Genomic DNA, 26236 nt, shown 5'->3' with positions numbered 1-26236 from the left:
GCGACTCCGACTGGTTGAGGAAAGTTTTACCCGCCCTATAAAAAAACGAACTGTTGCACAGTGAAACAGATCACCACCGCTGGATGGATACGGCATTTTTACGGCGATCACCGCTAACGTGAAGCCGTTCCCGCGCCCCGCGCATTTCGCTTCGGACGCGCCGCGCTGTTTCCATTCGGAGGTCGGACGAACGATGGGTGACCAGTCCCGGGCAAGCACTACGCCCGCGTCGGACGCGTTGTTGCGGCTGGGGCGGTATTTGACCCGGTCGAGCACCTCGCCGGACCTGCGCGCGGTGTATCGCACCGGCGGGCGCGAGGGTGACGTGTTCTACCGGGACCGCTGGAGTCACGACAAGATCGTCCCGTCCACGCACGGCGTCAACTGCACGGGGTCCTGCCGGTGGAAGGTCTACGTCAAGGACGGGATCATCACCTGGGAGAGCCAGGACCCGGACTATCCCTCGGTGGGCCCGGACCTGCCGGAATACGAACCCCGAGGCTGCCCGCGCGGTGCGTCGTTCTCCTGGTATTCCTATTCTCCGACCCGGGTGCGGTTCCCGTACGCCCGCGGCGTGCTGGTCGAGATGTACCGGACCGCGCGGGCCGGGCACGGTGATCCGGTGCGTGCTTGGGAGTCCATTGTGGACGACCCGATGAAGCGCCGGGCTTACCAGCGCGCCCGCGGGAAGGGCGGGCTGGTGCGGGTGAGCTGGGACGAGGCCGCCGAGATCGCCGCGGCGGCGCATGTGCACGCGATCGCGCGCTACGGGCCGGACCGGGTGGCCGGGTTTTCGCCGATTCCGGCGATGTCGCTGGTCTCGCACGCGGTCGGGTCCCGGTTCATAGCCTTGCTCGGCGCGCCGATGCTGTCGTTCTACGACTGGTACGCGGACCTGCCGGTCGCCTCGCCGCAGGTGTTCGGCGACCAGACCGACGTGCCCGAGTCCGCGGACTGGTGGGACGCGGCCTACCTGGTCATGTGGGGCTCCAACGTCCCGGTCACCCGCACCCCGGACGCGCACTGGATGACCGAAGCCCGCTACCGGGGCCAGAAGGTCGTGGTGGTATCGCCGGACTACGCGGACAACACCAAGTTCGCCGACGAATGGCTCGCCCCGCATCCGGGCACCGACGCGGCGCTCGCGATGGCGATGGGGCACGTGATCCTCACCGAGTTCTTCGTCGAGAAAGAAATCGATTACTTCGCCGATTACGCGCGCCGCTTCACCGATCTGCCCTTCCTGGTCACGCTGGAGGAGCGGGACGACGCGGCGGTGCCGGGGAAGTTCCTCACCGCCGCGGACCTCGGCCAGGACGTCGCCGAGGCGGCGTGGAAGACGGTCCTGCTGGACGACCGCACCGGGGAACCGGTGGTGCCCGGCGGCTCGCTGGGGTTCCGCTGGAACGACGAGGACGAGGGGCGCTGGAACCTCGACCTCGGCGACGTCGTCCCGCGGCTGACCCTGCTCGGCGAGGGGGAAACGGCCGAGGTCCTGCTGCCGAGGTTCGACGCGACGGACGGCTCCGGGGCGGTGCTGCGCCGGGGCGTGCCGGTGCGGCGCATCGGCGGCCGTGTGGTCACCACAGTGTTCGACCTGCTGCTCGCGCAGTACGGCGTGCGCCGCGCGGGGCTTCCCGGCAGCTGGCCGGAGTCGTACGCCGATCCGAGCCAACCGGGCACCCCGTCGTGGCAGGAGGAGATCACGTCGGTTCCGGCCGACCAGGTGACCCGGATCGCGCGCGAATTCGCCCGCACCGCCGAGGAATCCCGCGGCCGGTGCATGATCCTGATGGGGGCCGGGACCAACCACTGGTTCCACTCCGACACCGTGTACCGCACGTTCCTCGCGCTGCTGACCATGACCGGCTGCCAGGGCCGCAACGGCGGCGGCTGGGCGCATTACGTCGGCCAGGAGAAGGTGCGCCCGCTGACCGGGCACGCGACGCTGGCCGGCGCGCTGGACTGGGTCCGGCCGCCGCGGCACATGATCGGCACCGCCTACTGGTACCTGCACACCGGCCAGTGGCGCTACGACCGGATGCGCAACGACGCGCTGCTTTCCCCGCTGGCGACCGGGAAACTCGCCGGCACGTCAGCCGCCGACACGCTGGCGACCTCGGCCCGGCTCGGCTGGATGCCGTCGTACCCGACCTTCGACCGCAATCCGCTCGACCTGGTCGACGAGGCCGAGGCGGCCGGGGAGGACCCGGTGGAGCACGTCGTCGCGCGGGTCCGCAGCGGCGAGCTGGGGTTCGCCTGCGAGGACCCGGACGCGCCGGAGAACTGGCCGCGCGTGCTGACCGTCTGGCGATCGAATCTGCTGGGCTCCTCGGCGAAGGGGCACGAGTACTTCCTGCGTCATCTGCTCGGCACGGACGCGAACGTCCGCGCGGAAGAGGCGCCGCCGCAGCTGCGCCCGGAAACCGTTGCCTGGCGCGAAGAAACACCCGAGGGCAAGCTGGACCTGATGCTGGCGCTGGACTTCCGGATGACCAGCACCACCTTGTTCGCCGACGTCGTGCTGCCCGCCGCGACCTGGTACGAGAAGCACGACCTGTCGTCCACCGACATGCACCCGTTCGTGCATTCGTTCAACGCCGCGGTCGATCCGCCGTGGCAGACCCGGACCGACTTCGACGCCTTCCACACCATCGCGCGCCGGTTCAGCGAACTGGCCCGGGTCCACCTCGGCGTGCGCAAGGACCTGGTCGCCACGCCGATGCTGCACGACACCGCGGGCGAGACCGCGCAGCCCGGCGGCGTCGTCCGGGACTGGCGCGACGGCGAGACCGAGCCCGTTCCCGGCGTCACCTTCCCGGCGTTGACCGTGGTCGAACGCGATTATCCCGCGGTGGCCGCGAAACTGGCCACGCTGGGACCGCTGCTGGACGAACTCGGCACCGCCACCAAGGGCGTCGCCTACGACGTCCGGGAGGAACTGGCCTGGCTGGGCAAGAAAAACGGCCTCGCCCGCTCCGGTCCCGCCGAGGGAAGACCGCTGATCGACACCGACATCCGCGCCTCCGACGCGGTGCTCGCGCTCTCCGGCACCACGAACGGACGTCTTGCGGTGCAAGGGTTCGAACAGCTGGAGCGGCGGGTCGGGCAAGAGCTGGCGCACCTGGCCGCCGAGCACGAGGGCAAGCGGATCACCTTCGCCGACACCCGATCGCGCCCCGCCGCGGTGATCACCAGCCCGGAATGGTCGGGCAGCGAAAGCGGCGGACGGCGGTACTCGGCGTTCGTGATCAACGTCGAGCACCTCAAACCGTGGCACACGCTGACCGGACGGCAGCACTTCTTCCTCGACCACGACTGGATGCACGAACTCGGCGAGGCGCTGCCGGTCTACCGCCCGCCGCTGGACCTCAACCGGATCTTCGGCGACACCGGCGATTCGCCCGGCGAGGTGACCGTGCGGTACCTGACCCCGCACAGCAAATGGTCCATCCACTCCACCTACCAGGACAACCTGCACATGCTGACGCTGTCCCGGGGCGGCCAGACGATCTGGGTCAGCCCGGCGGACGCGGCGGCGATCGGCGTGCGCGACAACGACTGGGTCGAGGCGGTGAACCGCAACGGCGTGGTGGCGGCGCGCGCGATCGTGTCGCACCGGATGCCCGCGGGCACGGTGTTCATGTACCACGCCCAGGACCGCGCCGTGAACGTGCCGCGCACCGAGACGACCGGCAAACGCGGCGGCACCGGCAATTCGCTCACCCGGCTGCTGATGAAACCCACTCATCTGATCGGCGGCTACGCCCAGCTGACTTTCGGCTTCAACTACCTGGGGCCGACCGGAAACCAGCGCGACGAGGTCACCGTGCTCCGCCGCCGGGACCAGGAGGTGCGGTACTGATGAGGATCATGGCGCAGCTGGCCATGGTGATGAACCTGGACAAGTGCATCGGCTGCCACACCTGTTCGGTCACCTGCAAGCAGACGTGGACCAACCGGGCGGGCACCGAGTACGTGTGGTTCAACAACGTGGAAACCCGGCCGGGGCAAGGGTATCCGCGCCGTTACGAGGACCAGGAGAGCGGCAAGGGCGGCTGGGTCCGCACGCCCGGCGGCAAGCTGAAACTGCGCGCCGGCGGACGGTTGCGCAAGCTCGCCACCGTGTTCGCCAACCCGGATCTGCCGGAGATCGGCGACTACTACGAACCCTGGACCTACGAGTACCGCACGCTGCTCGACGCCCCGCTGGGCGACGACGTGCCGACCGCGGCACCGGTCTCCGCCGTGACCGGGCAGCCGATGCAGCCCTCCTGGGGCCCGAACTGGGACGACGACCTCGGCGGCTCGACCGAGCACGGCGTCGCGGACCCGGTGCTGGAACGCGTGCGGGACCAGGTCGGCGCGAAAGTGAAGATGGAGTTCGAGCAGAGCTTCATGTTCTACCTGCCGCGGATCTGCGAGCACTGCCTCAACCCCGCGTGCGTGGCCAGTTGCCCGTCCGGCGCGATGTACAAGCGCGAGGAGGACGGCATTGTCCTCGTCGACCAGGAACGCTGCCGCGGCTGGCGGATGTGCGTCACCGGCTGTCCGTACAAGAAGGTCTACTTCAACCACAAGACCGGCAAAGCGGAGAAGTGCACCTTCTGCTATCCGCGGGTGGAGGCCGGTCAGCCGACGGTGTGCTCGGAGACCTGCGTGGGCCGCCTGCGCTACCTCGGCGTGCTGCTCTACGACGCCGACCGGGTCGCCGAGGCGGCCGCGGTGCCCGACGAGCACGACCTGTACCCGGCGCAGCTGGACCTGCTGCTCGACCCGCACGATCCGGACGTGGTCCGGGCGGCCGAGCGGGCCGGGATCCCGCGCGACTGGATCGGCGCGGCCCAGCGGTCCCCGGTCTACCGGCTCATCCACGACTACCGGCTCGCGCTGCCGCTGCATCCGGAGTACCGGACCATGCCGATGGTCTGGTACGTCCCGCCGCTGTCCCCGGTGGCGGACGCGGTGTCCGGCAGCGGATTCGACGGCGAGGACGGGCACAACCTGTTCGGCGCGATCGACGCGCTGCGCATCCCGGTCGAGTACCTGGCCGAACTGTTCACCGCCGGGGACCCGGAACCGGTCCGCGCGTCGCTGCGCCGGCTCGCCGCGATGCGCTCCTACATGCGGTCGGTGACCCTCGGCCGGGAACCGGACGACCAGCTGGCCGCCGCGGTCGGCTTGGACGGGGAGCGGATGTTCGCCATGCACCGGCTGCTGGCGCTGGCCAAGTACGACGAGCGGTACGTCATCCCGACCGCGGGCATCGGACAGGCGCACGCACTGGAAAGCATTGCCACGCAATGCAGTCTCGACACCGACGGCGGACCCGGGATGGGCGGCGGCCCGGAGCCGGGGCAGGTCGACCTGCTGAGCTGGCGCGAAGGAGAACGGCCGGACGCGCTCTTCCCGACGCTTTCGCGCGGCGGTGACCGGTGAGGCTGTTTCGCCGCCATACCAAGGAAAACCGGCACCGCGGTGTCCTGCGCGCCGTGGCTGGCTGGTGCCTGCAATACCCGGACGATTCGGTACTGGGCAAGACGGAGTTGTTGCGCGCCGCGCTGAACGAGATCGCCGACGTCCCCGGCCGGGCCGAGCTGCTCCGGGTGCTCGACCATCTCGACGGCCCCGCGCCGGGCGAGCACTACGTCGAGGTCTTCGACCGCAAACCCCGGCGCACGCTGCACCTGACCTGGTACACCGACGGCGACACCCGCCGCCGCGGCAGCTCGCTGGCCGAACTGCGGCAGTACTACCGCGAACACGGCTTCGAACCAGCCGAGAACGAACTGCCCGATTTCCTTCCGGTGGTACTGGAATTCGCCGCCGCCGCCGATCCGGGCGCCGCTGACGAACTGCTCGCCCGGTTCCGCCCCGGGCTGGAACTGTTGCACCGCAACCTGATCAAGCTCGGCACGCCGTACCAGGACGCGATCGCCGCCGTGCTCGCGACGATCGCCGCGGCGGCCGCACCCCCTGTTCCGCAACCGCCGCGCGAACTGGTGGGACTCGACCCCTATCCGACCGGGAGCGCTCGATGACCAGCCTTGACGTGCTGTTGTGGGGAGCTGCCCCGTACGCCACCGTCGCGTTGCTGATCGGCGGCACCGTCTGGCGGTACCGCTACGACAAATTCGGCTGGACGAGCCGGTCCTCGCAGCTGCATGAATCGAAGCTGCTGCGGATCGGCAGCCCGCTGTTCCACTTCGGACTGCTGATGGTGCTCGGCGGGCACGTGCTCGGCCTGCTGGTCCCGAAGGGCCTCACCGAACTGCTCGGCGTCACCGAGGACAACTACCACCTGGTGTCGCTGGCCATGGGCACTGTCGCCGGGCTGGCCGCGCTCACCGGCCTCGGAGTGCTGGTGTGGCGGCGGTTGCGCACGCCAGCGGTCCGGGCGGGCACGAGCCGCAGCGACCGCGCGATGTACCCGGTGCTCGCGCTGGCGCTCCTGGCCGGAACCGCTACGACCGTCATCGACAACGGCTTTCGCGGCGGCTACGACTACCGCGAGACGATCGCGCCGTGGTTCCGGGGCGTCCTCACGCTGAATCCGCACCCGGAGCTGATGGCGCACGTGCCGGTGGACTACCAGCTCCACACCGCGCTCGGCATGGTGCTGTTCGCGCTGTGGCCGTTTTCCCGGCTGGTGCACGCGTTCAGCGCACCGGTGCACTATCTGCTGCGGCCGTACGTGGTGTACCGGCGGCGCGATCCCGGCCAGGTCGGGAACCGGGCCGCGCGGCGGGGGTGGGAGCCGACGGTTCGGCGCTGAGCCAGGTGTGCGCGGCGGGTCACTGGCCTTGCTGGGACGCGGCGGCGTGGGCGCCGAGGTCGTCGAGGGTCAACGGGTGCCGCGGCGGCTGTTCGAGCACGATCCGGCGGGTCGCGGTCAGGTCCGCGCCGACGTGCAGCAGTTCGCCGGGACGGAGGTTCTGCCAGCCGGGGTCTTCGTCCATGCGTTCGCTGGCGACCACGGCGGCGCGGTGCCGGGCGAGACCGCTGGACCGGGCCCGGATCCGGCCCGCCGCGCTCGCGTGTTCGAGGTGCCGGTCGCCGTGCGGGCCGCCTGCGCAACGCTGCAGGACGTAGAGGTCGTGCGTGTCGGGGTAGCGCAAGGCCCACAAGCCGTCCGCGGTAGTGAGAACGAGGTTGATCGCGTAGACCGGGAGATTCAGGGCGGCCCAGCGGGCGGCGGCGGTGATCCCGGCGCTCACGTCGCCGTCATGAGCGTCGATTTCTTGGGTGACCATAGCGAAGAAACGTTCGGAGTCGGTGTCGCCCTTGACGAGCTCCCGGTACTCGCCGAGCCGGGCTTCCAGCCGGGGGAGATCGCCGAGGACGCCGTTGTGGGCGAACAACCGGCCGTGCTGGGCGAACGGATGGGTGTTGGCCGGTTCGAGGCCGCCGGTCGAGGCGTAGCGGATGTGGGCGAGGAAGGTCGTTGACGCGCATTCCTTGGCCTCGCAGGCGAACTGTTTGTCCTCGTAGGCCGCGAATGGCTGTTTCCAGACCCGCGGCGTGCCTTGCTCGTCGAAGATGCCGAGCCCGGTCCCGTCCGGTTCGCGCCGGCTCTGGGCGGCGAGGCTGTCGGGCGCTTCGAGCAGCCAGAACGTGGCGTGCACGCGCTCCGGGGCAGCGGACAGACCAAACAGACGGCACATGCCGATCCCTTCCCGTCGCGGTTCGGTCCGTGGTTACCCGGGGGAATCGGCCTCAACCCTCGCGGGCGGTGGGCGTCCAGTGGCGGCGTGTTTCAGGAGATCCGCAAGCCCCAGCTCGCGATGTCCGTCGCGAGAGAGAGCAGTTCGGCGAGACCGGCTTCGTCCTCGCGCAGGGCATCGGGACGCCAGGCGAGGCTGAGCACGCCGTTCCAGCTCGCCCAAAGCACCGTGGCCGCTTTGCGCGCGTCGAGCGGGCGGATCGCGCCCTCGGCGATGCCGCGCTCGATCGCGTCGATCATGCGCGCGTTCTGCTCGTCGACGCGGTGCGCGAGGCGGGCCGCCGTTTCGGCCGCGGCGGGGTAGTTGCCGAGCGGGGCGGGGAACGCGAGCATCCGGAAGAACTCCGGCTGTTCGAGGTAGAACCGCAGGTACTGCTCGGCCGCGGCCTCCAGCTGTTCGATCGGGGAGCGGTCGGGCGTGTAGGCGCGGTCCATGTACTCGCGGTCGACATCGAGGGCCCGGTCGACGACGGCGGCGTGCAGCCCCGCCTTCGACCCGAAGTTGTTGTAGATCGACCCCACCGCGACACCGGCGCGCTCGGCGATCTCCTCGACCGTCGTCTCCTCGAACGGGCGACCCGCGAAGACCTTCTCGGCGGCTTTGAGCAAGGCGTCGATCGTCCGCTGCTTTCGGGGGTCGCGCGCCTTCGTGCCGCCGGTCGTCATCACGCCATCGTACGGCCGGTTTCTGCATCCATTGCAAGAACTCCCCGGCGCGTGCTACCTTCCGGAGACTTCTTGCAATCGTTACAAGAGTTGCGCGCCCTTCCGGCGGCGGAGGAGGAAACCCGATGTCCGAACTCCGCGAACGCGCCGACCAGGAAGCCGCTGAGCTCGTGGAACGGTTCGCCGAAGCCTGGAGCCGGATGGACCCGGACGCGTTCACCCCGCTGTTCCAGCCCGGCGTCCGGTTGGTCCACCCGCTCGAGCGCAACACCCGAGGCGTCGCCGAGGCGCGCGATTTCATGGCGCGGACCATGCACCTCGTCCCGGATCTGCGCTACGACGTCCAAGGCTGGGCGAGCGGCTCGGGTCAGGTGCTGATCTGGGGCCGCCTGTACGGAACGCTCGGCGGCAGCCCGATCGAATGGCCGCTTGTCGACCGGATCGTGGTCGAAGACGGATTGATCGCCGAGCGGACCGCCTACTTCGACCCGCTGGTGATCATCGGCGCCGTGTTGCGGCGCCCCCGCGCGTGGCTGCCCTACCTGGGCAATCGGCTGCGCAGGTTCGGTGCCGGACGCGGTCCAGGCAATCGCGGCGGCGGGGCATGAGCGACGCCGGATCCGCCCGCTCGGTGACGGTCGAGGGCGCGCGGCTCGCGTTCACCGAACTCGGCGATCCTTCCGCCGAACCGATCGTGCTGCTGCACGGCTATCCGGCCAACCGTCGCTCCTGGCGTCATCAGCTGCCCGGGCTCGCCGCGGAGCATCACGTCTTCGCGCTGGACTGGCTCGGCTGGGGCGAGTCGGAACGCCGCACGGACCTGTCCTTCGACTACGACACCGAGGTGAACCGCGTCGGACGGGTGCTCGACGCGCTCGGCATCGACGAATGCAACCTGTTCGGCCACGATTACGGCGGCTTTCTGTCCCTCGGCTTCGCGCAGCGTCACCCCGACCGCGTGCGGCGGCTCGCGATCCTCAACAGCCGCGCGCACCGCACTTTCGTACCGAAGTGGTACGCCGTGTTCTCGCTCGTCGGCATCCTGGGCCGCAGCCCGTTCGCCGCCGTGCCGCTCCCGCTGGAAACGATCAACCGGAGGGCCCTGCGCGGGCTTTTGCGCGCCGGTGTCTTCGATCGCGCGATACTGGACAGCTACCTGAACTGGATGTCCACTTCGGACGGTCGACGCTGGCTCCTGCACTTTTTCCGCGAATACCGGGTACCTGCCCGCCGGGAACTCGCTGAGGGCCTCGGCAAGATCCAGTGCCCCGCGGCGATTGTGTGGGGAACTGCGGACGAGTATCTCCGGATTTCTATCGCTGAAGAACTCGCCGCGCGGATCCCCGGGGCCGAGCTCACGTTGATTGAAGGGGCTGGGCATTTCGTGATGGAAGAGGCCCCGGACGCCGTGCTTGCCGCCCTGCGTGAGCTGTTGAGTGTCGAGAGTGGCCAGGTAAACTGGGAGAAATGAGTTTCCGGTTAGCGGCGTACGCCGTGTGCATCGAAAACGAATCGGTACTTCTCGCGCGTTACGTTTCGCCGAAGGGCGGAAGCCGCTGGACACTTCCCGGCGGCGGTGTCGAGCACGGGGAAGATCCGTTCGACGCGGTGATCCGCGAGGTTTCCGAGGAAACCGGGTGCGAGGCGGTGGTCGAACGCCTGCTGGGAGTGGATTCCCGGATCATCCCGGCGGCCGAGCGCCTGGTGCCGGATTCGGGTCCGCACCAGAATGTCGGGATTTTCTACCAGGCCCGGATCGTCGGCGGCGAGCTGCGGCCGGAGCCCAACGGCGAGACAGCCGAGTCAGTGTGGACGCCGCTGCCCGCCGTCGCCTCGCTCCGCCGGTCGGGCCTGGTCGACGTGGGCCTTTCCCTGGCCAGGACCAAACCGCCGACGGGCCACGTCGGACCCGTCGCGGTCGGCGGGCTGATCCAGCACTGACGGATCAGCCGCTGCGCGCATACCCCGCCGCAGGAGCGGGTACTGCTTGAGCGAGCGAGAGGGGACGGTGAACATGAACGTCAACAAGCTGCTGTACCGGCCGCTCGGCCTGCTGTTCGGCGTGCTGGGCGGGCTGGCCGCCAACGCGGTGTTCGAGCAGGTGTGGAAGCTGATCTCCGGCACTAAGAAGGCTCCGGAGCCAACCCAGAAAGAACGCGGCTGGGGAGAGGTGCTGCTGGCGGCATCTGTGCAGGGTGCGATCTTCGGAGTGGTCAAGGCCGCTGTCGATCGTGGCGGCGCGACGGGGTACGACAAGCTTACCGGCCAGTGGCCTGGGGATACTGAGAAGCACGACAAGGCTTGAGATCCGAAGACGCGCTAACGGCCACGGCCTGAGCCCGGCTCCCCAACCGGGCCCAGGCCGTGGTCTTTCAGGCGCAGATCACCTTGTCGATCAACGAATAGAAGGCCTCATTCGCGGGTCCGCGGCCGAACGTCAGCGAAGCTTCCACCCGGCGCTTTCCGTCCGCGCTGGTGAACGCGATCGTCCCGTACCCGGGGATTCCGCCGGTGTGCCCGAAAACCGGGATTCCGCACGGCGTGGTTCGGGTTTCCACTCCCAGCCCGTACTCCTCGGCCGCGGAGCGCGGGGTGGTCATCTCCTTCAGCAGCGGCGGCGGTAACAGCCGTCCCGCGGCCAGCGCTTGGACGAACTTGTCCAGGTCCGCCGTGGTGGAGATCATCTCGCCCGCGGCGCCGCCGAAGCTCGGGTTCAGTTCGGTGACGTCGACCAGTTTCCCGTTCATCTCCTGGTAGCCGTGTGCGTGCTTGCCCGGGATCCTGGTGCGGTCCCCGGGGACCAGCGTGTGGTGCATGCCCAGCGGGCGCAGGATCCGCTTGGTCACCGCGTCGCCCCACGCGTGTCCGGTGGTTCGCTCGATCAGCATGCCGAGCACGGTGTAGTTGGTGTTGGAATACGAGAACTTGCTGCCCGGCGGGAAATCGAGCGGCCGCGCGGTCGCGATGGCCACCAGTGATTCCGGCGAAAAGTGCTGGTAGCGGACTTTCTCCAGATCAGCGCCGTCCAACGAGATTGCCCGGAGATAGTTGTAAAGGCCGCTGGTGTGCTGCAGAAGCATCCGCACGGTGATCTCTTTGCCGCGCGGCAGGAGTCCGGGCAGGTAGTGCTCGACGGGCGTGTCGAGTTGGATCCGGTGTTCGGCGACGAGTTGCATCACTACGGTGGCTACGAACGTTTTGGTCGTGCTGCCGATCCGGAATCGCCCGGTGGGCGAGACCGGCCGCCGGGAGTCCAGTTCGGACACTCCGGCGGTCACGGTCCGGGAGTGTCCGTCGTGGACTGTCCGGATCTGCACGCCGGTCGCGCCTGCCGCGACCGTTTCTTCCGCGACGGTGCGGACGGGGTCAGCCGCGGCTGGCGTGGTGGGGGCGAGCAGGGCCGCGGTCAGGGCGAAGGGCACAGCGTTCAGCATTGGTTTCCTCGTTCAGTGTTGGCACTCAGCTGCAAAAGAACTTGTCGAGCACGGCGCGAGTCCAGTCGAAGTTCGGGCCCCGGCCCAACGTGACCGAAGCTTCGACGCGCCGTTTTCCGTCCGGGCTGGTGAACGCGACGGTCTGGAACCCCGGAATCCCGCCGGTGTGGCCGAAAACCCGCACTCCGCACGTGGTGGTCGGGGTGCGCAACCCGAGCCCGTATTCCTCGGTGGCGGAACGCGGGGTGGTCATCTGCTTCAGCAGATCCGGCGGCACCAGCCGCCCCGCCGCCAGCGCTCGGACGAACTTGTCCAGGTCCGCGGTGGTGGAGATGATTTCGCCGGCCGCCCAGGCCATGCTCGGGTTCAAGTCGGTGACGTCGACGAGTTTCCCGTTCATCTCCTGGTACCCGTGCGCGTGCGGGCCCGGGATCCCGGTGCGGTCCCCGGGAACCGACGTGTGGTGCAGGCCGAGTGGCCGCAGGATGCGTTGTGCCGCTTCGGTTCCCCACGCGTGCCCAGTGGTCCGCTCGATGAGCATCCCGAGCACGATGAAATTGGTGTTGGAGTAGGATTGCTTGCTGCCGGGCGGGAAGTCCAGCGGCTTGGCCGTCGAGAGCGCGACCATCGACTCCGGCGAACGGTGCTGGTACCGGATCTTTTCCAGGTCGGGCCCGAGCAGCGGGAGAGAGTCGGTGTAGTCGTAGAGGCCGCTGGTGTGCTGCAGGAGCATTCGCACGGTGATCTCTTCGCCGTGCGGCAGGAGTCCGGGCAGGTAATGCTCGACGGGCGCGTCGAGCTGGACGCGGTGTTCCGCTACGAGTTGCAGGACCACAGTGGACGTGAACATCTTTGTCGCGCTGCCGATCCGGAATCGTCCGGTCGGTGAGACCGGCCGTCGGGAGTCCAGTTCGGACACTCCGGCGGTCACGGAGCGGGAGTGTCCGTCGTGGACTGTCCGGATCTGCACGCCGGTCGCGCCGGACGCGACTATCTCCTGGGCGAGCGTGCGAACCGGGTCCGGAGCAGCGGTATTCGGCGCCAGCAGCGACGCGGCCAGCACCACCGGCACGGCGGTCAACATCGGCGTCAGCCCTTGCGGCGCGCGGCGAAGCGCACGATCAGGATCAGCAGGCACGCCACGGCGATTCCGCCGGAGGTCATCCGGAACATGGTGTCCAGCCCGGTGAAACCGCCGATCGAGTTGGTGGCGGCGCTGGCGGCGAAGATCAGGCAGAGCAGGGCGGTGACGGCCGGACCACCGGCCTGGCGGCTGCGGGAGGCTTCCATTTCCATGCCGACGACATTAGGAACCGCCGACGCACGCCGACATGCCTTCAACACCCGACTTCACGGTAGCGCCAGCGCTACCATGCTCGTTCGGGCCTGCCCGGTCGCGCAAGAACAGTGCGGTTCTCACGGTTCCTTCCTGACGGCCGCGGGCCCGGCTGATTATTCGGGGTTTCCGGTCGGAGGTGTCGCCGCATCCGCGGTCGGTAAAGTGATCCGCATGGCAGTGGGCCGGATCGTTTGTCTGCTTTTCGTCGCGGCCGTGCTGGGGTTCGAGAGTTTCGCGGGCGGCACGGTCCGGTGGGAGGAACTGCTCGCCGGGCTTGCCGGAGTCGGCCTCGCGGCGGCGCTGGTCCGCCGGTTTCCCTCCGCTGTCGTGGCTTGCGCGGTCGCTGTGGTGCTCGTGCTGTCGTTCGTGCCCGCGACGGCGGATCCCGTCCGGTTCTGGCCTTGGGCCGCCGTCGCCGGGTTCGCTTATCTCGCCGGGCGGTGGGGCGAGGATCGGCTGGGCGCGGTCGCCGCGGTGCTCGGCGCCGGTTTGCCGATCGTGGTGTTCGCCGAGGTCGCCGAGCGCGGATTCGGTGTCCTTCACGGTCTCTACCGCTGGTTCCTCCAGGTTCTCGTCGTCCTCGCGGTCGCGGGCGGTCCCTGGCTGACGGGACGCTACCGGCGTCAACGCGCGCGGCTCCACGCTGCCGGGCTCGAACGGGCCGCCTTGCTCGAGCGCAACCGGATCGCGCGGGAGATGCACGATTCCCTCGGCCACGAACTGGAACTTGTCGCACTTCGTGCGGCTGCGCTGGAAGTGGCCCCCGCGCTCGACGAGGACGTTCGCGTCCGCGCTGGTGAGGTGCGGGCTGGGGTCACCGCCGCGACTGAGCGGCTGCGCGAGATCATCGGGCTGCTCGGCGAGCCGGTGCCGGATCTCGATCGTCTCGTCACCCGCGCGCAAGCCGCTGGTCAGGAGGTCCGGCTGACCGTCACCGGTGTGCCGGTGAACGTCCCCGCCGTGTATCGCGTGGTGCGAGAGGGGCTCACCAACGCCGCGCGGCACGCGCCGGGTGCGCCGGTGACCGTGGACGTCGTCGCCGAGGGCGATACCACGACCGTCACGGTCGGAAATCCGGCCGATGTTCCGGATTCCAAGTCCGGGTTCGGCATCGCCGGGCTTCGGGAGATCGGGGAGGTCACGGCCGGGATGCGCGGCGACCGGTTCGTGCTGACCGTCGTCGTGCCGGCGGAGGGCCCTCGCCAGGAGCGGGAGCGGCCGCGGCTGTGGCGGCTCGTGCGGGTTCCGCTCGCGGCCGGCGGCGGGGTGCTCGTGCTCGCGCTCGGCCTGTACTTCGTGACCGGCACCGACAACCGGCTCGACCCGGCCGTGTTCGAGCGGCTGGTCGTCGGACAGTCCCAGGAGGACGTCGAGAAAATGTTGCCCCGCTTCCAGATGCTCGGCGATCCCGCGCCCGAACTGCCCGGGCCGGCCCGGGCGGCGGACTGCCGGCGCTACTGGGCGAGCGTCCAGACCGACGCGCGCCTGTTCTATCGCCTGTGCTTCGCCGACGGGCGGCTGGCGCTCAAGGAAACCGCGCCGCGGGCGGCGGTGTCGCGATGATCCGCGTCCTGCTCGCCGACGACGAACCGCTGACCCGCGCGGGCATCACCGCCGTGCTCGCCGCCGACCCGGAGATCGAGATCGTCGCGGAGGCAGGCGACGGGCGCGCGGCGGTCGAGCTGGCGATCGCGCACCGGCCCGACGTGGTTTTGCTGGACATCGTCATGCCGGTCCTCGACGGTCTCGCCGTGGCGGCCGAGCTGACCCGGACGGTCCCGACGGCAGGCGTGCTCATGCTGACCACGTTTTCCGCCGACGAGCAGATCGCGGCCGCGCTCGACGGCGGCGCCCGCGGGTTCCTGCTCAAGACCGGCGACCCGCGCGAGCTGTTCGCCGGGATCCGCGCGGTCGCGGACGGAGCCGCCTATCTCGCGCCGACGGTCGCGCACCGCGTCATCCAGCGGGTCCGGGGAAAGCGGCTCTCGAACGAGGCGCGGGCGCGCAAGGCGGTCGACGCGCTCACCCCGCGCGAACGGGAGGTGCTCGCCCTTGTCGGCGCCGGCCTGCCCAACGCCGAGATCGCCCGTCGCCTCCACGTCGTCGAGGGCACGGTGAAGGTGTTCGTCACGTCGATCCTGCGACGTCTCGAGGTCGCGAACCGGGTGCAGGCGGCGATCATCGCGCACGAGGCTGGGCTTCTATGACCTTCGGCTAGTCCGTCCGTTGCCCGGAGACAGATGCCGGGGTAGGGCCGCCGCGACGAATCTGGCCGCATGAGGAAAACCCTGATCGCTGTCGCTCTGATAGCGGCGGCTCTTGTCGGACAGGCGGGCGTGGCTGTCGCCAGTCCGGCCGCCATGAAGCTGCCCGCGCCCACCGGCCGGTACCCGGTAGGCACGAAGGAACTGCACCTCGTCGACCGGGACCGCATCGACCCGTGGACCGGCAAAGCCCGCGAGATGATGGTGTCGCTGTGGTATCCGTCAGCCGGGAACGGCAAACCCACCAGCCAGTTCTCGCCCGGCGTCGCGGACTACTACGACCGTCTCATCGGCCCGGGCTCCGCCGATTTCGCGAGCACCGTCACCCACTCGCGCACCGGAGCGATTCCGCTGCCTGTCCGCGAACAGGCCATCCTGTACTCGCCCGGTGCGATGCAATCCCGCTTCCTCGGCACCGCTCTGATCGAGGATCTGGCGAGCCGCGGATATCTCGTGATCGGCATGGACCACACGCCGATCGCGCCCGTCCAGTTCCCCGACCGGGTCGAGCTGCCGCAAGCCGGTCTCGACCCGGCGCAGGTGCTGGCCGAACGAGTACGCGACACGAGCTTCGTGCTCGACGAACTCGGACTGTCGCGGGTCGGCATGTTCGGCCACTCCATGGGCGGCTACACCACCGCCGACGCGATGATCGCCGACCCCAGGATCAAGGCGGGCATCAACCTCGACGGCAGCATGGACCCGCGCTACGGCAACGCCGCCCGGGTCGGCGTCACGCGCCCGTTCCTGCTCATGGGCGGCGGCACGAGCAGCGGGCGGCCCCGCAACCACCGGCACAACGACGACTGGGCCGCGTTCTGGGCCGCGTCGACCGGCTGGAAACGCGACGTGTACCTGCCCGACGCCGAACACATGAGCTTCACCGACGCGCAAGTCATGCTGCCGCAGGTCCCCGGCGACCACACAGCCATGATCGGCACCGTCGACCCCGCCGGAAGCCTTGCCGCGCAACGGAAATACGTCGCGGCCTTCTTCGATCTGCATCTGCGTGGCCGTTCCACGACTGTGTTCGACCGGGCGGCGCATCCGGTCGTGGAGCTGATCCCGTGATCGCCGAGCTGCTCGACGGGCTCGCGTCCTTGCCTCCGGCGGCGGTCACCGCGGTCGCGGGGGTTCTGGTGTTCGGCGAGTGCACGCTGGGGCTTGGGTTTATCGCGCCGGGTGAAACGGGCTTGTTTGTCCTGGGCACGACAGCGACGGCTCCGGACCGGTTCGTCGTCATGTGGCTGGTCACCACTGTGTGCGCCATCGCGGGCGACCTCCTCGGATACTGGCTGGGACGGCGATACGGGCCCTGGCTGCGACAGACCAAACTGGTGCGGCGGTACGGCGCGACGGCATGGGATCGCGCCGCGGACACACTGCGCCGGCGGGGCGCGTGGGCCGTGCTGATCGCGATCTTCCTCCCGGTGCTCCGGACGCTCGTCCCCGCGGCGGCGGGCACGTCGGGCTTGCCGCTGCGGAAGTTCCTGCCCGCCGTGGCTGTCGGGGCGACGGCCTGGTGCGCGCTGCACATCGCGATCGGCGCGGCCGCGGGCGAGGCGGCGCGGCAGATCGAAACCTGGGTCGGCCGGGGGAGTTGGATTCTTCTCGCCGTACTCGTGCTGGGCGCGGCGGGCATGGCGCTCCGCCGCGCTGCTCGGTCACGGGCGAACGTATGAGGCGCGTCTGCCGCTTAGGCTGGTCTGGCGGCAGCTTCGTCAGCCGGGGCGGTGCGCATGGAGGCGAACGCCGACGCCAGTGCGGCCGCGGTGAGTCCGACGCCGAACCACATGGCTCCGGTCAGTCCGACGTTGTTCGCGAACAGGCCGCCGAGCAGCGCGCCGAGGGCGATGGAGATGTTGTACCCCATGGTGTTCAACGACATCGCCGCTTCGAACGCGTCCGGGGCCGCGGCGAGGATCATGTTCACCTGGCAGAGATTGGCCGCGCCGAAGGCAATTCCCCACAACGCCACGGACACCGCGAGACCGGCCGCGTGATTGCCGACGAGGAGCAGTAGCAGCAGCGAGACGACGAGCCCGGCGCAGGAGACGACGAAGGTCGCCTTCATGTTCCTGGTGACGGTGTGGGCGGCGGCGAAGTTGCCCGCTGCGCCGCCGACGCCGAAGACGATCAGCAGGATGGTGATCAGACCGGGCGAGGCGGCCGCTTGGCCTTCCATGAACGGGCGGATAAAGGTGTACGCGCCGAAGTGGCCGAGCACGTATAGCGTGACGGTGATCATGACTGCGCGCAGGCGGCCGTTGCGCACCGGCAAGAGGAAGATCTCGCGGACGGGGATGGCGTCGGTCGAGGGAAGGGACGGAACCGCCGCGGCCACGAGCAAGCACACGACCGCGCTGAGCCCGGCCCAGATCGTGAATGTCGTGCGCCAGTCGGTGAGATCGGCGATGAAGGTGCCCAACGGCACGCCGACCACCGTGCCGATGGACATGCCCGACAGGACGACCGCGGCGGCGCGGCTGGCTTGGTCCGGCACCAGGCGCGTCGCCATGCTGACGCCGATCGCCCAGAAGACCCCGTGCGCGAAGCCCATGATCAACCGGGTCGCGAGGACCACGACGAAATCAGGCGAGTGCGCGGTGATCAGATTCCCGGCGGCGAGGACGACGAGCAGCGCGGCGAGCAGCGCCCGGCGGTCGACCCGGCGGGTCCAGGCCACGATGAACGGGACGCCGACGCCTGCGGAGACGCCGTATCCGGTCACGACCATCCCGGCGATGCCCACCGAGACGGCCAGCCCGCCGCTCATCGGAGTGAGGAGGCCGACGGGCATGAGTTCCGTGGTGACGAAGACGAACAGGCTCGCCGTGATGGCGGCGACGCCGAGCCATGCCCGCGAAGACGAGGGCGAGGCAGTGCTGGATGAGGACATGCTTCTTCCTGGATTCGGTGGTTCGCGGGGTATCCGGCTCGGTTGCGCTTCAGTGCGCCGAGCCCGTCAGTTCCGGAGACCGGGCGCTCCGGTGTCTCGGGAACTGCTTGTGCGAACCAGTCTCGCGACGACCGATTCATGAGTCCAACACAACCTTGTCATCCCATCTATCGTGATTCACGATGGATAGGTGGAGTTGCAGCAGATGCGGTACGTGGTCGCCGTCGCCGAGACCATGAGCTTCACCCGCGCCGCCGAGCGGTGCCTGGTGGTGCAATCCGCGCTGAGCCACCAGATCGCGCGTCTCGAACGCGAGCTCGGCGCCCGGCTGTTCGAACGAACCAGCAGGCGCGTGCGGATCACCCCCGCCGGAGAAGCGTTCCTGTCCGCGGCCCGCGAGAGCCTCAACGCGGCCGAACGGGCTGCCGCCGAGGTTTCCGCCGCCGTCGGCGAGGTGCGCGGGCGGCTGGCCGTCGGGTTGATCCCGACTGTTGCCGCGGTGGACATCCCCGACGCGCTGCGCAGATACCGCATCGAATACCCCCAGGTGCGCCTCGGCATCCGGGTCGGAGCCAGCGAAGACCTCGCTGACCAGGTCCGGCAGGGGATCATCGAGGTCGCCTTCCTCGGGCTTCCGACCTCGATGCGGCCCCAAGGAGTCAACGCACGCGAGCTGGCCCGTGACCGGCTCGTCGCCGTTGTCGCCCCGGATCACCCGCTCGCCGGGGAACGCACTGTCGATCTTCGCCGGCTCGCCACCGAGGTATTTATCGACTTGCCGCTCAACACCGCGGGCCGGAACCAGTCGGACGAGGCGTTCGCCGCGGCTGGTCTGAGCCGCGAAGTCGCGTTCGAGGTGACCACTGCCGACTTCATGATGGCCCGGCTTGTCCGGCAGGGCTTGGGAATCGCGATGCTGCCGTCGATGTATGTGCCCCAGCTGTCCGACCTGACCACGATCGAGATCACGGACGCTCCGACGCGCGTCGAATACCTCATCTGGGCCGATACGGGGTTGACCCCGGCGGCGACCGCGTTTCTCGAGATGCTGGAGCTGCCTCCGGAAAAGGACGGCTGAGCGCGGCTCCGCGCTCGACCGCTGCCGTGCGCGAAGTGACTACGCTGGGGGATCGAATCGACCGTTGACGATGGGGCAGTGTTGGAGAGAGACCCGGAGTGGCCACCCGACCGTCCCGTCGAACGGGTCACCCGGCGCCCGCCGCCTGAGCACCCGCCGTCGGAAGCCGGTCATCGCGGGCAGTTGCCGCAGCCGCCGCCGTCCGCGCCGCGATGGCCGCCGGTCCGCTCGTGGCGGCAGGAGCGCGGGCAGAACAGCATGCCGTTCGGCGCGCCGCCGCTGGCACCGGACGATCCGGACGCGACAGTGTTCATCCCGCGCGTCGGCGGGGTGCCCGCGAGTTCTAAGTGGCCGGTCGTCGATCCGGATGCGTTGCGCCCCTACGACTCGCTCGCCACCCAGATGCTGCCGCGGCTGCCCGCCGCCCCGCCCGGCGAAAGGCCGGGGCGCCCCGGCCGTCCGCCGCGGGTCGAGCCGAAGGCACCATCGATCGCCAAGTCGAGCGGGAAGATGGCCATCGCGTCGCTGGTCAGCCGGGTCACCGGATTCCTGTGGAAGATCATGCTCGTGTGGGCGGTCGGCACCGGCGTGGTCAACGACTCGTTCACGATCGCCAACACGTTGCCGAACAGCGTGTTCGAACTGCTGCTCGGCGGCGTGCTCAGCAGTGTCGTGATGCCGCTGATCGTGCGTTCGCAGGACGATCCCGACGGCGGCGCGGCGTACACGCAGCGCATGCTCACGATGGGACTGACGGTGCTGGGCGTGGGCACCGTCCTCGCCGTGGCGGCGGCACCCGCGCTGACCTCGCTGTACCTGGACCAGGGCGGGCACGCCAACTCCGAACTGACCAACGCGTTCGCCCGGCTGCTGCTGCCCGAGATCTTCTTCTACGGCGTTTTCGCGCTGGTGTCCGCGATCCTCAACGCCAAGCACATCTTCAGCCCGACGGCGTGGGCGCCGGTGATGAACAACGTCGTCGTCATCGCGACCCTGGCGTTGTTCATGCTCATGCCGGGCAAGATCTCGACCGATCCGGTGCGGATGGGCGACCCGAAGCTGCTCGTGCTCGGCATCGGCGTCACGCTGGGCATCGCCGTGCAGGCGGTGCTGCTGGTGCCGCCGCTGCTGCGGACGGGATTCCGCTTCAAGTGGCGCTGGGGCATCGACAAGCGGATGAAGGAGTTCGGCGGCCTCGCGCTGTGGATCCTCGGCTACGTAGCGATCAGCCTGGCCGGCCTCACCGTCAACACCCGGGTGCTGACCAGCGGCGACCCAGGCGGGGTGACCATCTACGCCAACGCCTGGCTGCTGTTCCAGCTGCCCTACGGCGTGATCGGGGTGTCCCTGCTGACCGCGATCATGCCGCGGCTGTCGCGCAACGCCGCGGACGGCGATGTCCGCAAGGTCGTGGCCGATCTTTCCTACGCGTCGCGCATCTCGACGGTGATGCTGGTGCCGATCGCCGCCGTGCTGACGGTGGTGGGCGGGTCGATCGGCATCGCATTGTTCAGCGGCGGCGCGAACTCCGTCGCCCAAGCGGGCAGGCTCGGCGAGGCACTGGCGGTCTCGTCGTTCGGGCTGCTGCCTTACGCGCTGGTCATGTTGCAGCTGCGGGTGTTCTACGCGATGAAGGACGCGCGCACGCCGACGCTGATCATGGTCGTGATGACCGTGGTGAAGGTTCCGCTGCTGTATCTGTGCCCGGTGTTGCTGGACGCGCACAGCATCGTGCTGGGCACCATGCTGGTGAACTCGCTGACGTTCGTGGTCGGCGCGATCCTGGGCCAGGTCTGGCTGTGGGTGAGCCTCGGCCACCTGCGCAGCAAGCGGGCGCTCGGGGTAATCCTGTTCACGCTGGTGGCGAGCGCACTCGGTGCCGCCGCGGCGCTGGCCGTCGGATGGCTCGTGCCGGACTTTGGGGGTCGGGCTACTGCGTGGGTGAAGCTGATTCTGCAGGGTCTGGTCGGGCTGGGGGTGTCGTTTGGGGTGCTGGCGGCGTTGAGGATTGAAGAGCTCGCGCCTGCGCGGAAGAGGCTTGCGCGGTTGGTTAAGCGGGGGGAGCGATCGACGGATGGGTAGTTCGGATTCAGCCGCCGCGCAGGTCGCTTATCTGCGGGAGCTGCGGACCTGTCCGTCCGCGGACGAGCTGGCTTTCGTGCGCATCCTCGCGAGGGATGCGCTGGGCCGCTTGAGCAGATCCTGAGCAATTGTCAGTCAGGGAGAGGCACACCGTAGTAGCTGTGGTATCCCTCTGACCAGCGCTCGACCGAGAACGAGTCGAAGTCTCGGGCTTCCTCGCACTCCGTCAGGTACTCCAGGGCCTCCCGAGCCAGCGTGGCCGGGTGAGCGCGGAGAAACGCCTTGGTTTCGTCCAATCCTGCCCCGCACAATAGTTGCACGTCAATCGAGCAGTGCGCGTCCCAGCCGGACTCTTTGGCCTCCCAGATAAGCAGCACGTCGTTCAGCGAGCCGTAGTGGAATAGCTGTATGCAACAGATTTTCATCAGTTCGGTGTTCGCGTCGAACCCGGCTTGCATCTCTGTCGCGAGGATGCCGCGGATCTCGTCCAACTGGCCGCCAGCGGGATGCAGTCCGTATCGCTCGAGAAGATCGTCCTCGGTCACCTGGCGGATCCTACGGCCGGAGCCGGGAAGGGCGCGCCTGATTTCGGACGGGAAAAGGAATCTCCCGGCAAGACGTGCATTCGCATCCCGTACCTGCGGGGGTGTGCCCGCCCGCCCGTGATCGGCCAAGCTGGGCTCGTGGCGACGTATCGGCAGGTGTTCGGCAGACCGGAGTTCCGGGCGCTGTTCGCGAGCATGGTGGTTTCGGTCGCGGGCGATCAGTTCGCGCGGGTGGCGTTGTCGTTGCTGGTCTTCGACCGGACGCGGTCGGCGGGCTGGACCGCGGGGGTCTACGCCTTGACGTACGTGCCGTCGATTTTCGCCGGTCCGTTGCTGTCGGGCCTGGCGGATCGGTGGCCTCGGCGGCGGGTCATGGTGGCGGCGGATCTGCTGCGTGCGGGGCTCGTCACGGTCATGGCGATTCCCGCGCTGCCGTTGCCTGCGGTCGCGGCGCTGCTGGTGGTGGTCCAGGCGGCTGGGGCACCGGGCAACGCGGCTCGGGCGGCGACGGCCGCGGCGGTTCTGCCGGGGGAGGAGTTCCTGCTGGGCAAAGGCGTGCTGGACACGGTGGTCCAGCTGGCGCAGGTGGCGGGGTTCGCGACGGGCGGGACGCTGGTCGCGTTTCTCGGTCCGGGGCAGGCGCTCGTCGCGGACGGGGTGACGTTCGTGGTGTCGGCTGCGGTGGTGCGGTTCGGCATCCGGGCGCGGCCGGCGCCAGGGGTGGCGGCCGCTGGGACGCGGCTGGGGCGGTGGTGGGCCGATCTGCGGGCCGGGACGGTGCTCGTCGTGCGGACGCCGCGGTTGCGTTCGCTGGTCGGATTGGCTTGTGTGGCCGGGTTTTACGTCACCGTCGAGGGGCTGGCGGCACCGTACGCGGAGTCGATCGGCGGGTCCGCTCAGGCAGTCGGGGTGCTGCTCGCGGCGAGTCCGGCGGGGACGGTGCTCGGGATGCTGATCGTGACGCGGCTGCCGTCGCCGGTGCGGATGCGGTTGCTCGGGCCGCTCGCGGTGGCGGCCAGCGTTCCGCTCGTGGTGTGCGCGATTCAACCGGGGCTGGCCGTGACAGCGGTCTTGTGGGGGCTGTCGGGCATGGCCAGCGCTTACCATCTGCCGGCGTCGGCGGCGTTCACGTTGGCGGTTCCCGACCATCGGCGGGCCCAGGCTTACGGACTCGCCGCGACCGCGTTGACGACCAGCCAAGGTGCCGGGATCGCGCTGGCCGGGCTCGCGGCGACCGCGGCCGGCCCGAGCACGGTCCTCGCCGTCGCCGGGGTGCTCGGCGTGCTGACGGCGATCGCGGCGGGAGCGGCTTGGAACCGCGCCCGCCGCGCTGCCGAACCGGGGTAGCGGATCAGCGGGCCCACTCGTTCCCGCGGCGGCCCCATTCGTTGCCTCGGCGGATCCATTCGTTGCCCTGGCAGCGGGTCCACTCGTTGCCGCGGGCGAAACGGGTCCATTCGTTGCCGGGTGCGTTGCGCATAGTGATGCCTTTCTCGCGGTGGTTGGTCCGACCGGCGTATCGACGGCCGGTGACAATGCGATTACCGTGATTAATCTTCGTTGACAGGGGCGGATACCAGCGTGACGGGAAAGAGTGGCAGACGCATAACGACGTGGGGATTGTGGTCCCTGCGGCGTCCCGCCCTGTGCCTGGTGCTCACGGTCGACGCCGTGGCGGTCGCGATCGCGGTGCTTTCGTCCCTGTCCGCCGCGATCACCCCGACGCAGTGGCTGTGGTTCGCCATCCTCACCGCGGCCGCGGTCGCGCATCTCGAGGCGGTCCGCACGATCGAGCGGCGTCGCGAGCAGGCGTCGAAGAAAGCGCCGTACACGAATCTCAAGAGCCTGTGGGTGTTCGCCGCGCTGCTGGTGCTGCCGCTGCCGCTCGTCATCGGCTTGACCGCGGTGTCGTATGTGTATTGCTGGTACCGGGTTTACGGGCCGACGATCCTGTTCCGGAAGTTCTATTCGGCCGCGACGTTCGTGCTCGCGTCGGCCGTCGCCTCCGCTGTCCTGGACGGTCCTCTGCTGCCGCACGACGTGTGGTCGCTGCTGCGCGTGGCCGCCGCGGCCGGGGTGTGGTGGCTGGTCAACTACGCCCTGGTCGTCGTCGCGATCGGGTGGTCGTCGCCCGAGAAACTGCCGATTCGGCAGGCGCTGGGGCATCCGGGCGACCAGCTGGTCGTCGCGTCGGCGCTGGGGCTCGGCGCGACCATGGCCGTCCTGCTGGTCCACGAGCCGTGGGCGCTGCCCGCTCCGATGATCGCCGTGCTGTGCGTGCACCGCGATCTACTGCTGCCCCAGTACTTGCGGGCGTCGCGCACGGATCAGAAAACGGGCCTGGCGACGCCGGTGTACTGGGCCGACGTCGTCACCGCTGCCCTCGACCGCGCGAAACTCAGCGAGACCGGCCTCGGCGTGCTTTTCCTGGACGTCGACAAGTTCAAAGCCATCAACGACACCTACGGGCACCCGGCGGGCGACCAGGCGATCCGCGCGGTCGCCGACCTGGTGCGCGCGGAAGTCCGGTCTCAGGATCTCGTCGCCCGCTATGGCGGGGACGAACTGGCGATCCTGCTGCCGGGCCTCGAACCGGGCCAGTTGCTGGCTGTCGCCGAGCGGATCTGCTCCCGGCTCGCGCGTACTCCGGTCGTGCTCACCGCCACTACGGACGGTCAGCCTCGCACGCTGTCCGGGGTGAGCACCTCGATGGGGGTGGCGTCGTATCCCGGCGACGGCATTTCGGTCGAACAACTGCTCATGTCGGCGGACGGTGCGTTGCTGCAGGCCAAGCAGAACGGCCGCAACCAGATCAGGGTCGCAGCAGCGGCGCCGGTGCGGGGGATGCATGGGATGTCCGAGATGCTGTCAGGGAAATCTCGGGAAGATCAGGGCAACGCGGTTGCGGATCATTCTCGTCAAATGCCCTGAATGCGACGCGATATGGCCGGCTGACGGTTCCTTCGGCCGGGACAATTTCGTTCAGTTCCAGCTGTTCCTGGACCTGTTGGGGGAATCCGAGATGAGCACCCCGTACGAGGAACTCGGTTCGCTTTAGCCGCCACCTGGAACGGCGCACGCTCCCGGTTCACTGGCTGGTGTGCGCCTCGCCGCGGACGCATGGTGGTCGGGCGGTACCCCGGTTCCCGCACCGTCCGTGGCGGCTTGACCTGCGCGGACGGGTCTCGTCACTCGGAAGGGGCTCTTGTGATGACCGCTGTCGCGCGCGGTAGCCGTTCACGTTGCTTGGCTGGGGACCACGGGGTCGCGCTGCGCTCGCTGCGCGCGGCGGCCGAGCACTACGCCGCGCTGGGCTGGCCGGTCCTGCCGGGGCCGGTGTGCGACGGGTTGACGACCTGGGATCCGGTCAGTTTCGAGCGGCTTGGCGGCCGGGAGTCGACGATGTCCCCGTCTGAGGCCACGGTCGATCGCCGGGTGGTTTCGAAATGGTGGGCCGTGCATCGGCAGGCGATTCTCGCCCCGGTAGGAGAGCATTTTGACGTCGTGCGCGCGCCGACACACCTAGGCTGGCGCGCCCTAGCCGCGTTCGACGGCGGGCGCCCGCTCGGCCCGATGGCGTTGTCGCCGCACGGAGCTTTTTTCTTCATCGAGCCCGGGACTTGCGGGGACTCCGAACTGGCGTCCGGGGTGGAGGTTCTTTCTCCGGGTGACCTCGTGGTACTTCCGCCGAGCCGGGTCGTCGCCGGGGTGGTGTGGTGGCGGATATCGCCGTTGGAGCGCGACTTGCTGGGTGACGGGGCCGGGATTTTACGGAAACTTGCCGAGCTTTCCGGCGAATCCGCGTAGGTCTCGCGCGCCGCACGCCGACTGGATGATTCGCGCCCGGCGCCATCGCCGAAGTCGACGGGGCGCGGGAGCGAGCGCGCTGAACTCCGGCACAAGTTGGGTCACTCGTCCAGGTGGTCTCGCGGTTGTCCTCGCGATGATCGGCTATCCGAGCGCGGACCGAATGCCGCGAGGGAAGCGAGGATAGCCATGACTGCCTGGTGGGGACTGGTGGGCTTGGCCGGACTGCCCGGGATCTTCGGCCTGATCCGCGCGTCGGCCAGACGGGACCCGCTGGCGCGCTATCCGACGGCGCGCGAACCCGCGGTCCCGAACGCCGACGCGGCGCACACCCCGTTGATGACGCCCCGGGTTACGCCGGAGATGCTGCATCGTGATGGGGGTCTGCCGGGTGGCGCG

Annotated in this window: 25 protein-coding genes; 17 read left to right on the top strand and 8 right to left on the bottom strand. The window is 69.2% G+C overall.

Annotated features, from left to right (window positions below):
• The first annotated feature begins 193 nt into the window (after positions 1-193).
• From DMP23_RS21740 to narI, 4 genes are read left to right on the top strand one after another with little or no spacing between them, the layout of a single operon-like run.
• A complete protein-coding gene (locus DMP23_RS21740; protein ID WP_337822348.1) occupies positions 194-3865 on the top strand; it encodes a nitrate reductase subunit alpha in 3672 nt (1223 codons plus the stop codon).
• Complete coding sequence (gene narH / locus DMP23_RS21735; RefSeq protein ID WP_337822347.1) at positions 3865-5439, top strand: nitrate reductase subunit beta; 1575 nt, start codon at positions 3865-3867, stop codon at positions 5437-5439. The genes DMP23_RS21740 and narH overlap by 1 nt, the downstream gene beginning before the upstream one ends.
• 53 nt (positions 5440-5492) lie before the next feature.
• The gene (gene narJ / locus DMP23_RS21730; RefSeq protein WP_240690625.1) at positions 5493-6041 is read left to right on the top strand and encodes a nitrate reductase molybdenum cofactor assembly chaperone; all 549 of its coding nucleotides are present in this window, start codon (positions 5493-5495) and stop codon (positions 6039-6041) included.
• Positions 6038-6775: a respiratory nitrate reductase subunit gamma gene (narI, locus tag DMP23_RS21725; RefSeq protein WP_134662987.1), complete on the top strand. Its 738-nt coding sequence runs from the start codon at positions 6038-6040 to the stop codon at positions 6773-6775. Before narJ ends, narI begins: the two co-directional genes overlap by 4 nt.
• A gap of 19 nt (positions 6776-6794) precedes the next feature.
• Here the strand turns inward: narI and DMP23_RS21720 are convergent, their stop codons facing one another.
• Positions 6795-7664 carry a class II glutamine amidotransferase gene (locus tag DMP23_RS21720; protein ID WP_337822346.1) on the bottom strand — a complete coding sequence of 290 codons (870 nt, stop codon included), beginning with the start codon at positions 7662-7664 and terminating at the stop codon, positions 6795-6797.
• A gap of 92 nt (positions 7665-7756) precedes the next feature.
• Entirely contained in the window at positions 7757-8389 is a 633-nt protein-coding gene (locus tag DMP23_RS21715) for a TetR/AcrR family transcriptional regulator (protein ID WP_337822345.1), read from the bottom strand.
• Positions 8390-8514: 125 nt separating this feature from the next.
• On the opposite strand from DMP23_RS21715, the gene DMP23_RS21710 reads away from it, so the two are divergent.
• The 4 genes from DMP23_RS21710 (at position 8515) to DMP23_RS21695 (ending at position 10694) form a co-directional block, all read left to right on the top strand.
• Positions 8515-8997 carry a nuclear transport factor 2 family protein gene (locus tag DMP23_RS21710; RefSeq protein ID WP_337822344.1) on the top strand — a complete coding sequence of 161 codons (483 nt, stop codon included), beginning with the start codon at positions 8515-8517 and terminating at the stop codon, positions 8995-8997.
• The gene (locus DMP23_RS21705) at positions 8994-9860 is read left to right on the top strand and encodes an alpha/beta fold hydrolase (RefSeq protein WP_337822343.1); all 867 of its coding nucleotides are present in this window, start codon (positions 8994-8996) and stop codon (positions 9858-9860) included. Before DMP23_RS21710 ends, DMP23_RS21705 begins: the two co-directional genes overlap by 4 nt.
• Positions 9857-10330: an NUDIX hydrolase gene (locus tag DMP23_RS21700; protein WP_134662982.1), complete on the top strand. Its 474-nt coding sequence runs from the start codon at positions 9857-9859 to the stop codon at positions 10328-10330. The genes DMP23_RS21705 and DMP23_RS21700 overlap by 4 nt, the downstream gene beginning before the upstream one ends.
• A 73-nt stretch (positions 10331-10403) precedes the next feature.
• A complete protein-coding gene (locus DMP23_RS21695; RefSeq protein WP_037818566.1) occupies positions 10404-10694 on the top strand; it encodes a DUF4235 domain-containing protein in 291 nt (96 codons plus the stop codon).
• 67 nt (positions 10695-10761) lie between these two features.
• On the opposite strand, the gene DMP23_RS21690 is transcribed toward DMP23_RS21695, so the two are convergent.
• From DMP23_RS21690 to DMP23_RS21680, 3 genes are read right to left on the bottom strand one after another with little or no spacing between them, the layout of a single operon-like run.
• Complete coding sequence (locus tag DMP23_RS21690) at positions 10762-11823, bottom strand: serine hydrolase domain-containing protein (protein WP_337822342.1); 1062 nt, start codon at positions 11821-11823, stop codon at positions 10762-10764.
• A 25-nt stretch (positions 11824-11848) separates the two neighbouring features.
• On the bottom strand, positions 11849-12907 hold the full coding sequence (locus DMP23_RS21685) for a serine hydrolase domain-containing protein (protein WP_337822341.1): 1059 nt from the start codon (positions 12905-12907) through the stop codon (positions 11849-11851).
• 5 nt (positions 12908-12912) lie between these two features.
• Positions 12913-13119 carry a hypothetical protein gene (locus DMP23_RS21680; RefSeq protein ID WP_037818497.1) on the bottom strand — a complete coding sequence of 69 codons (207 nt, stop codon included), beginning with the start codon at positions 13117-13119 and terminating at the stop codon, positions 12913-12915.
• Between the two features lie 214 nt (positions 13120-13333).
• Between DMP23_RS21680 and DMP23_RS21675 the strand changes: the two genes are divergently transcribed.
• The 4 genes from DMP23_RS21675 to DMP23_RS21660 all read left to right on the top strand — a co-directional run bounded on the left by DMP23_RS21675 (position 13334) and on the right by DMP23_RS21660 (position 17108).
• Positions 13334-14725 (top strand): sensor histidine kinase, encoded by a 1392-nt coding sequence (locus DMP23_RS21675; protein WP_337822340.1) that lies wholly within the window; start codon positions 13334-13336, stop codon positions 14723-14725.
• Positions 14722-15369, top strand: coding sequence for a response regulator transcription factor (locus DMP23_RS21670; RefSeq protein WP_337822339.1), 648 nt, complete (start codon positions 14722-14724; stop codon positions 15367-15369). The genes DMP23_RS21675 and DMP23_RS21670 overlap by 4 nt, the downstream gene beginning before the upstream one ends.
• 69 nt (positions 15370-15438) lie before the next feature.
• The gene (locus DMP23_RS21665) at positions 15439-16497 is read left to right on the top strand and encodes an alpha/beta hydrolase family protein (RefSeq protein WP_337822338.1); all 1059 of its coding nucleotides are present in this window, start codon (positions 15439-15441) and stop codon (positions 16495-16497) included.
• Complete coding sequence (locus DMP23_RS21660; RefSeq protein WP_037818493.1) at positions 16494-17108, top strand: VTT domain-containing protein; 615 nt, start codon at positions 16494-16496, stop codon at positions 17106-17108. The genes DMP23_RS21665 and DMP23_RS21660 overlap by 4 nt, the downstream gene beginning before the upstream one ends.
• A gap of 14 nt (positions 17109-17122) precedes the next feature.
• Here the strand turns inward: DMP23_RS21660 and DMP23_RS21655 are convergent, their stop codons facing one another.
• Positions 17123-18325, bottom strand: a complete 1203-nt coding sequence (locus DMP23_RS21655) for an MFS transporter (protein WP_337822337.1) — start codon at positions 18323-18325, stop codon at positions 17123-17125.
• 190 nt (positions 18326-18515) lie between these two features.
• On the opposite strand from DMP23_RS21655, the gene DMP23_RS21650 reads away from it, so the two are divergent.
• Both DMP23_RS21650 and murJ read left to right on the top strand, forming a co-directional pair.
• On the top strand, positions 18516-19403 hold the full coding sequence (locus DMP23_RS21650; RefSeq protein ID WP_134667935.1) for a LysR family transcriptional regulator: 888 nt from the start codon (positions 18516-18518) through the stop codon (positions 19401-19403).
• A gap of 258 nt (positions 19404-19661) precedes the next feature.
• Positions 19662-21485, top strand: coding sequence for a murein biosynthesis integral membrane protein MurJ (murJ, locus tag DMP23_RS21645; RefSeq protein ID WP_337824430.1), 1824 nt, complete (start codon positions 19662-19664; stop codon positions 21483-21485).
• 131 nt (positions 21486-21616) lie between these two features.
• On the opposite strand, the gene DMP23_RS21640 is transcribed toward murJ, so the two are convergent.
• On the bottom strand, positions 21617-22030 hold the full coding sequence (locus tag DMP23_RS21640; protein ID WP_134734066.1) for a hypothetical protein: 414 nt from the start codon (positions 22028-22030) through the stop codon (positions 21617-21619).
• Positions 22031-22168: 138 nt separating this feature from the next.
• On the opposite strand from DMP23_RS21640, the gene DMP23_RS21635 reads away from it, so the two are divergent.
• On the top strand, positions 22169-23377 hold the full coding sequence (locus DMP23_RS21635; RefSeq protein ID WP_238605245.1) for an MFS transporter: 1209 nt from the start codon (positions 22169-22171) through the stop codon (positions 23375-23377).
• A gap of 4 nt (positions 23378-23381) precedes the next feature.
• Here the strand turns inward: DMP23_RS21635 and DMP23_RS21630 are convergent, their stop codons facing one another.
• Positions 23382-23510: a hypothetical protein gene (locus DMP23_RS21630; RefSeq protein WP_255443806.1), complete on the bottom strand. Its 129-nt coding sequence runs from the start codon at positions 23508-23510 to the stop codon at positions 23382-23384.
• 101 nt (positions 23511-23611) lie between these two features.
• On the opposite strand from DMP23_RS21630, the gene DMP23_RS21625 reads away from it, so the two are divergent.
• Entirely contained in the window at positions 23612-24961 is a 1350-nt protein-coding gene (locus tag DMP23_RS21625) for a GGDEF domain-containing protein (RefSeq protein ID WP_337822336.1), read from the top strand.
• A 279-nt stretch (positions 24962-25240) separates the two neighbouring features.
• Complete coding sequence (locus tag DMP23_RS21620; protein WP_337822335.1) at positions 25241-25837, top strand: bifunctional DNA primase/polymerase; 597 nt, start codon at positions 25241-25243, stop codon at positions 25835-25837.
• Positions 25838-26236 lie beyond the last annotated feature (399 nt).

This window comes from Amycolatopsis sp. A1MSW2902, assembly GCF_017312175.1.
Lineage (GTDB): Bacteria > Actinomycetota > Actinomycetes > Mycobacteriales > Pseudonocardiaceae > Amycolatopsis > Amycolatopsis nivea.
This window is presented reverse-complemented; position numbering and strand designations above follow the sequence as displayed.

What these genes read in the sequence shown, in the direction of transcription:
- narI (WP_134662987.1), top strand. Translation starts at nt 6,038, where the DNA reads ATGACCAGCCTTGACGTGCTGTTGTGGGGAGCTGCCCCGTACGCCACC.
- DMP23_RS21655 (WP_337822337.1), bottom strand. Translation starts at nt 18,325, where the DNA reads ATGTCCTCATCCAGCACTGCCTCGCCCTCGTCTTCGCGGGCATGGCTC.
- DMP23_RS21690 (WP_337822342.1), bottom strand. Translation starts at nt 11,823, where the DNA reads ATGCTGAACGCTGTGCCCTTCGCCCTGACCGCGGCCCTGCTCGCCCCC.
- DMP23_RS21670 (WP_337822339.1), top strand. Translation starts at nt 14,722, where the DNA reads ATGATCCGCGTCCTGCTCGCCGACGACGAACCGCTGACCCGCGCGGGC.
- DMP23_RS21740 (WP_337822348.1), top strand. Translation starts at nt 194, where the DNA reads ATGGGTGACCAGTCCCGGGCAAGCACTACGCCCGCGTCGGACGCGTTG.
- DMP23_RS21620 (WP_337822335.1), top strand. Translation starts at nt 25,241, where the DNA reads ATGACCGCTGTCGCGCGCGGTAGCCGTTCACGTTGCTTGGCTGGGGAC.
- DMP23_RS21710 (WP_337822344.1), top strand. Translation starts at nt 8,515, where the DNA reads ATGTCCGAACTCCGCGAACGCGCCGACCAGGAAGCCGCTGAGCTCGTG.
- DMP23_RS21630 (WP_255443806.1), bottom strand. Translation starts at nt 23,510, where the DNA reads ATGCGCAACGCACCCGGCAACGAATGGACCCGTTTCGCCCGCGGCAAC.
- DMP23_RS21685 (WP_337822341.1), bottom strand. Translation starts at nt 12,907, where the DNA reads ATGTTGACCGCCGTGCCGGTGGTGCTGGCCGCGTCGCTGCTGGCGCCG.
- DMP23_RS21715 (WP_337822345.1), bottom strand. Translation starts at nt 8,389, where the DNA reads ATGACGACCGGCGGCACGAAGGCGCGCGACCCCCGAAAGCAGCGGACG.
- DMP23_RS21695 (WP_037818566.1), top strand. Translation starts at nt 10,404, where the DNA reads ATGAACGTCAACAAGCTGCTGTACCGGCCGCTCGGCCTGCTGTTCGGC.
- murJ (WP_337824430.1), top strand. Translation starts at nt 19,662, where the DNA reads ATGCCGTTCGGCGCGCCGCCGCTGGCACCGGACGATCCGGACGCGACA.
- DMP23_RS21700 (WP_134662982.1), top strand. Translation starts at nt 9,857, where the DNA reads ATGAGTTTCCGGTTAGCGGCGTACGCCGTGTGCATCGAAAACGAATCG.
- DMP23_RS21680 (WP_037818497.1), bottom strand. Translation starts at nt 13,119, where the DNA reads ATGGAAATGGAAGCCTCCCGCAGCCGCCAGGCCGGTGGTCCGGCCGTC.
- DMP23_RS21705 (WP_337822343.1), top strand. Translation starts at nt 8,994, where the DNA reads ATGAGCGACGCCGGATCCGCCCGCTCGGTGACGGTCGAGGGCGCGCGG.
- DMP23_RS21720 (WP_337822346.1), bottom strand. Translation starts at nt 7,664, where the DNA reads ATGTGCCGTCTGTTTGGTCTGTCCGCTGCCCCGGAGCGCGTGCACGCC.
- DMP23_RS21675 (WP_337822340.1), top strand. Translation starts at nt 13,334, where the DNA reads ATGGCAGTGGGCCGGATCGTTTGTCTGCTTTTCGTCGCGGCCGTGCTG.
- DMP23_RS21665 (WP_337822338.1), top strand. Translation starts at nt 15,439, where the DNA reads ATGAGGAAAACCCTGATCGCTGTCGCTCTGATAGCGGCGGCTCTTGTC.
- narH (WP_337822347.1), top strand. Translation starts at nt 3,865, where the DNA reads ATGAGGATCATGGCGCAGCTGGCCATGGTGATGAACCTGGACAAGTGC.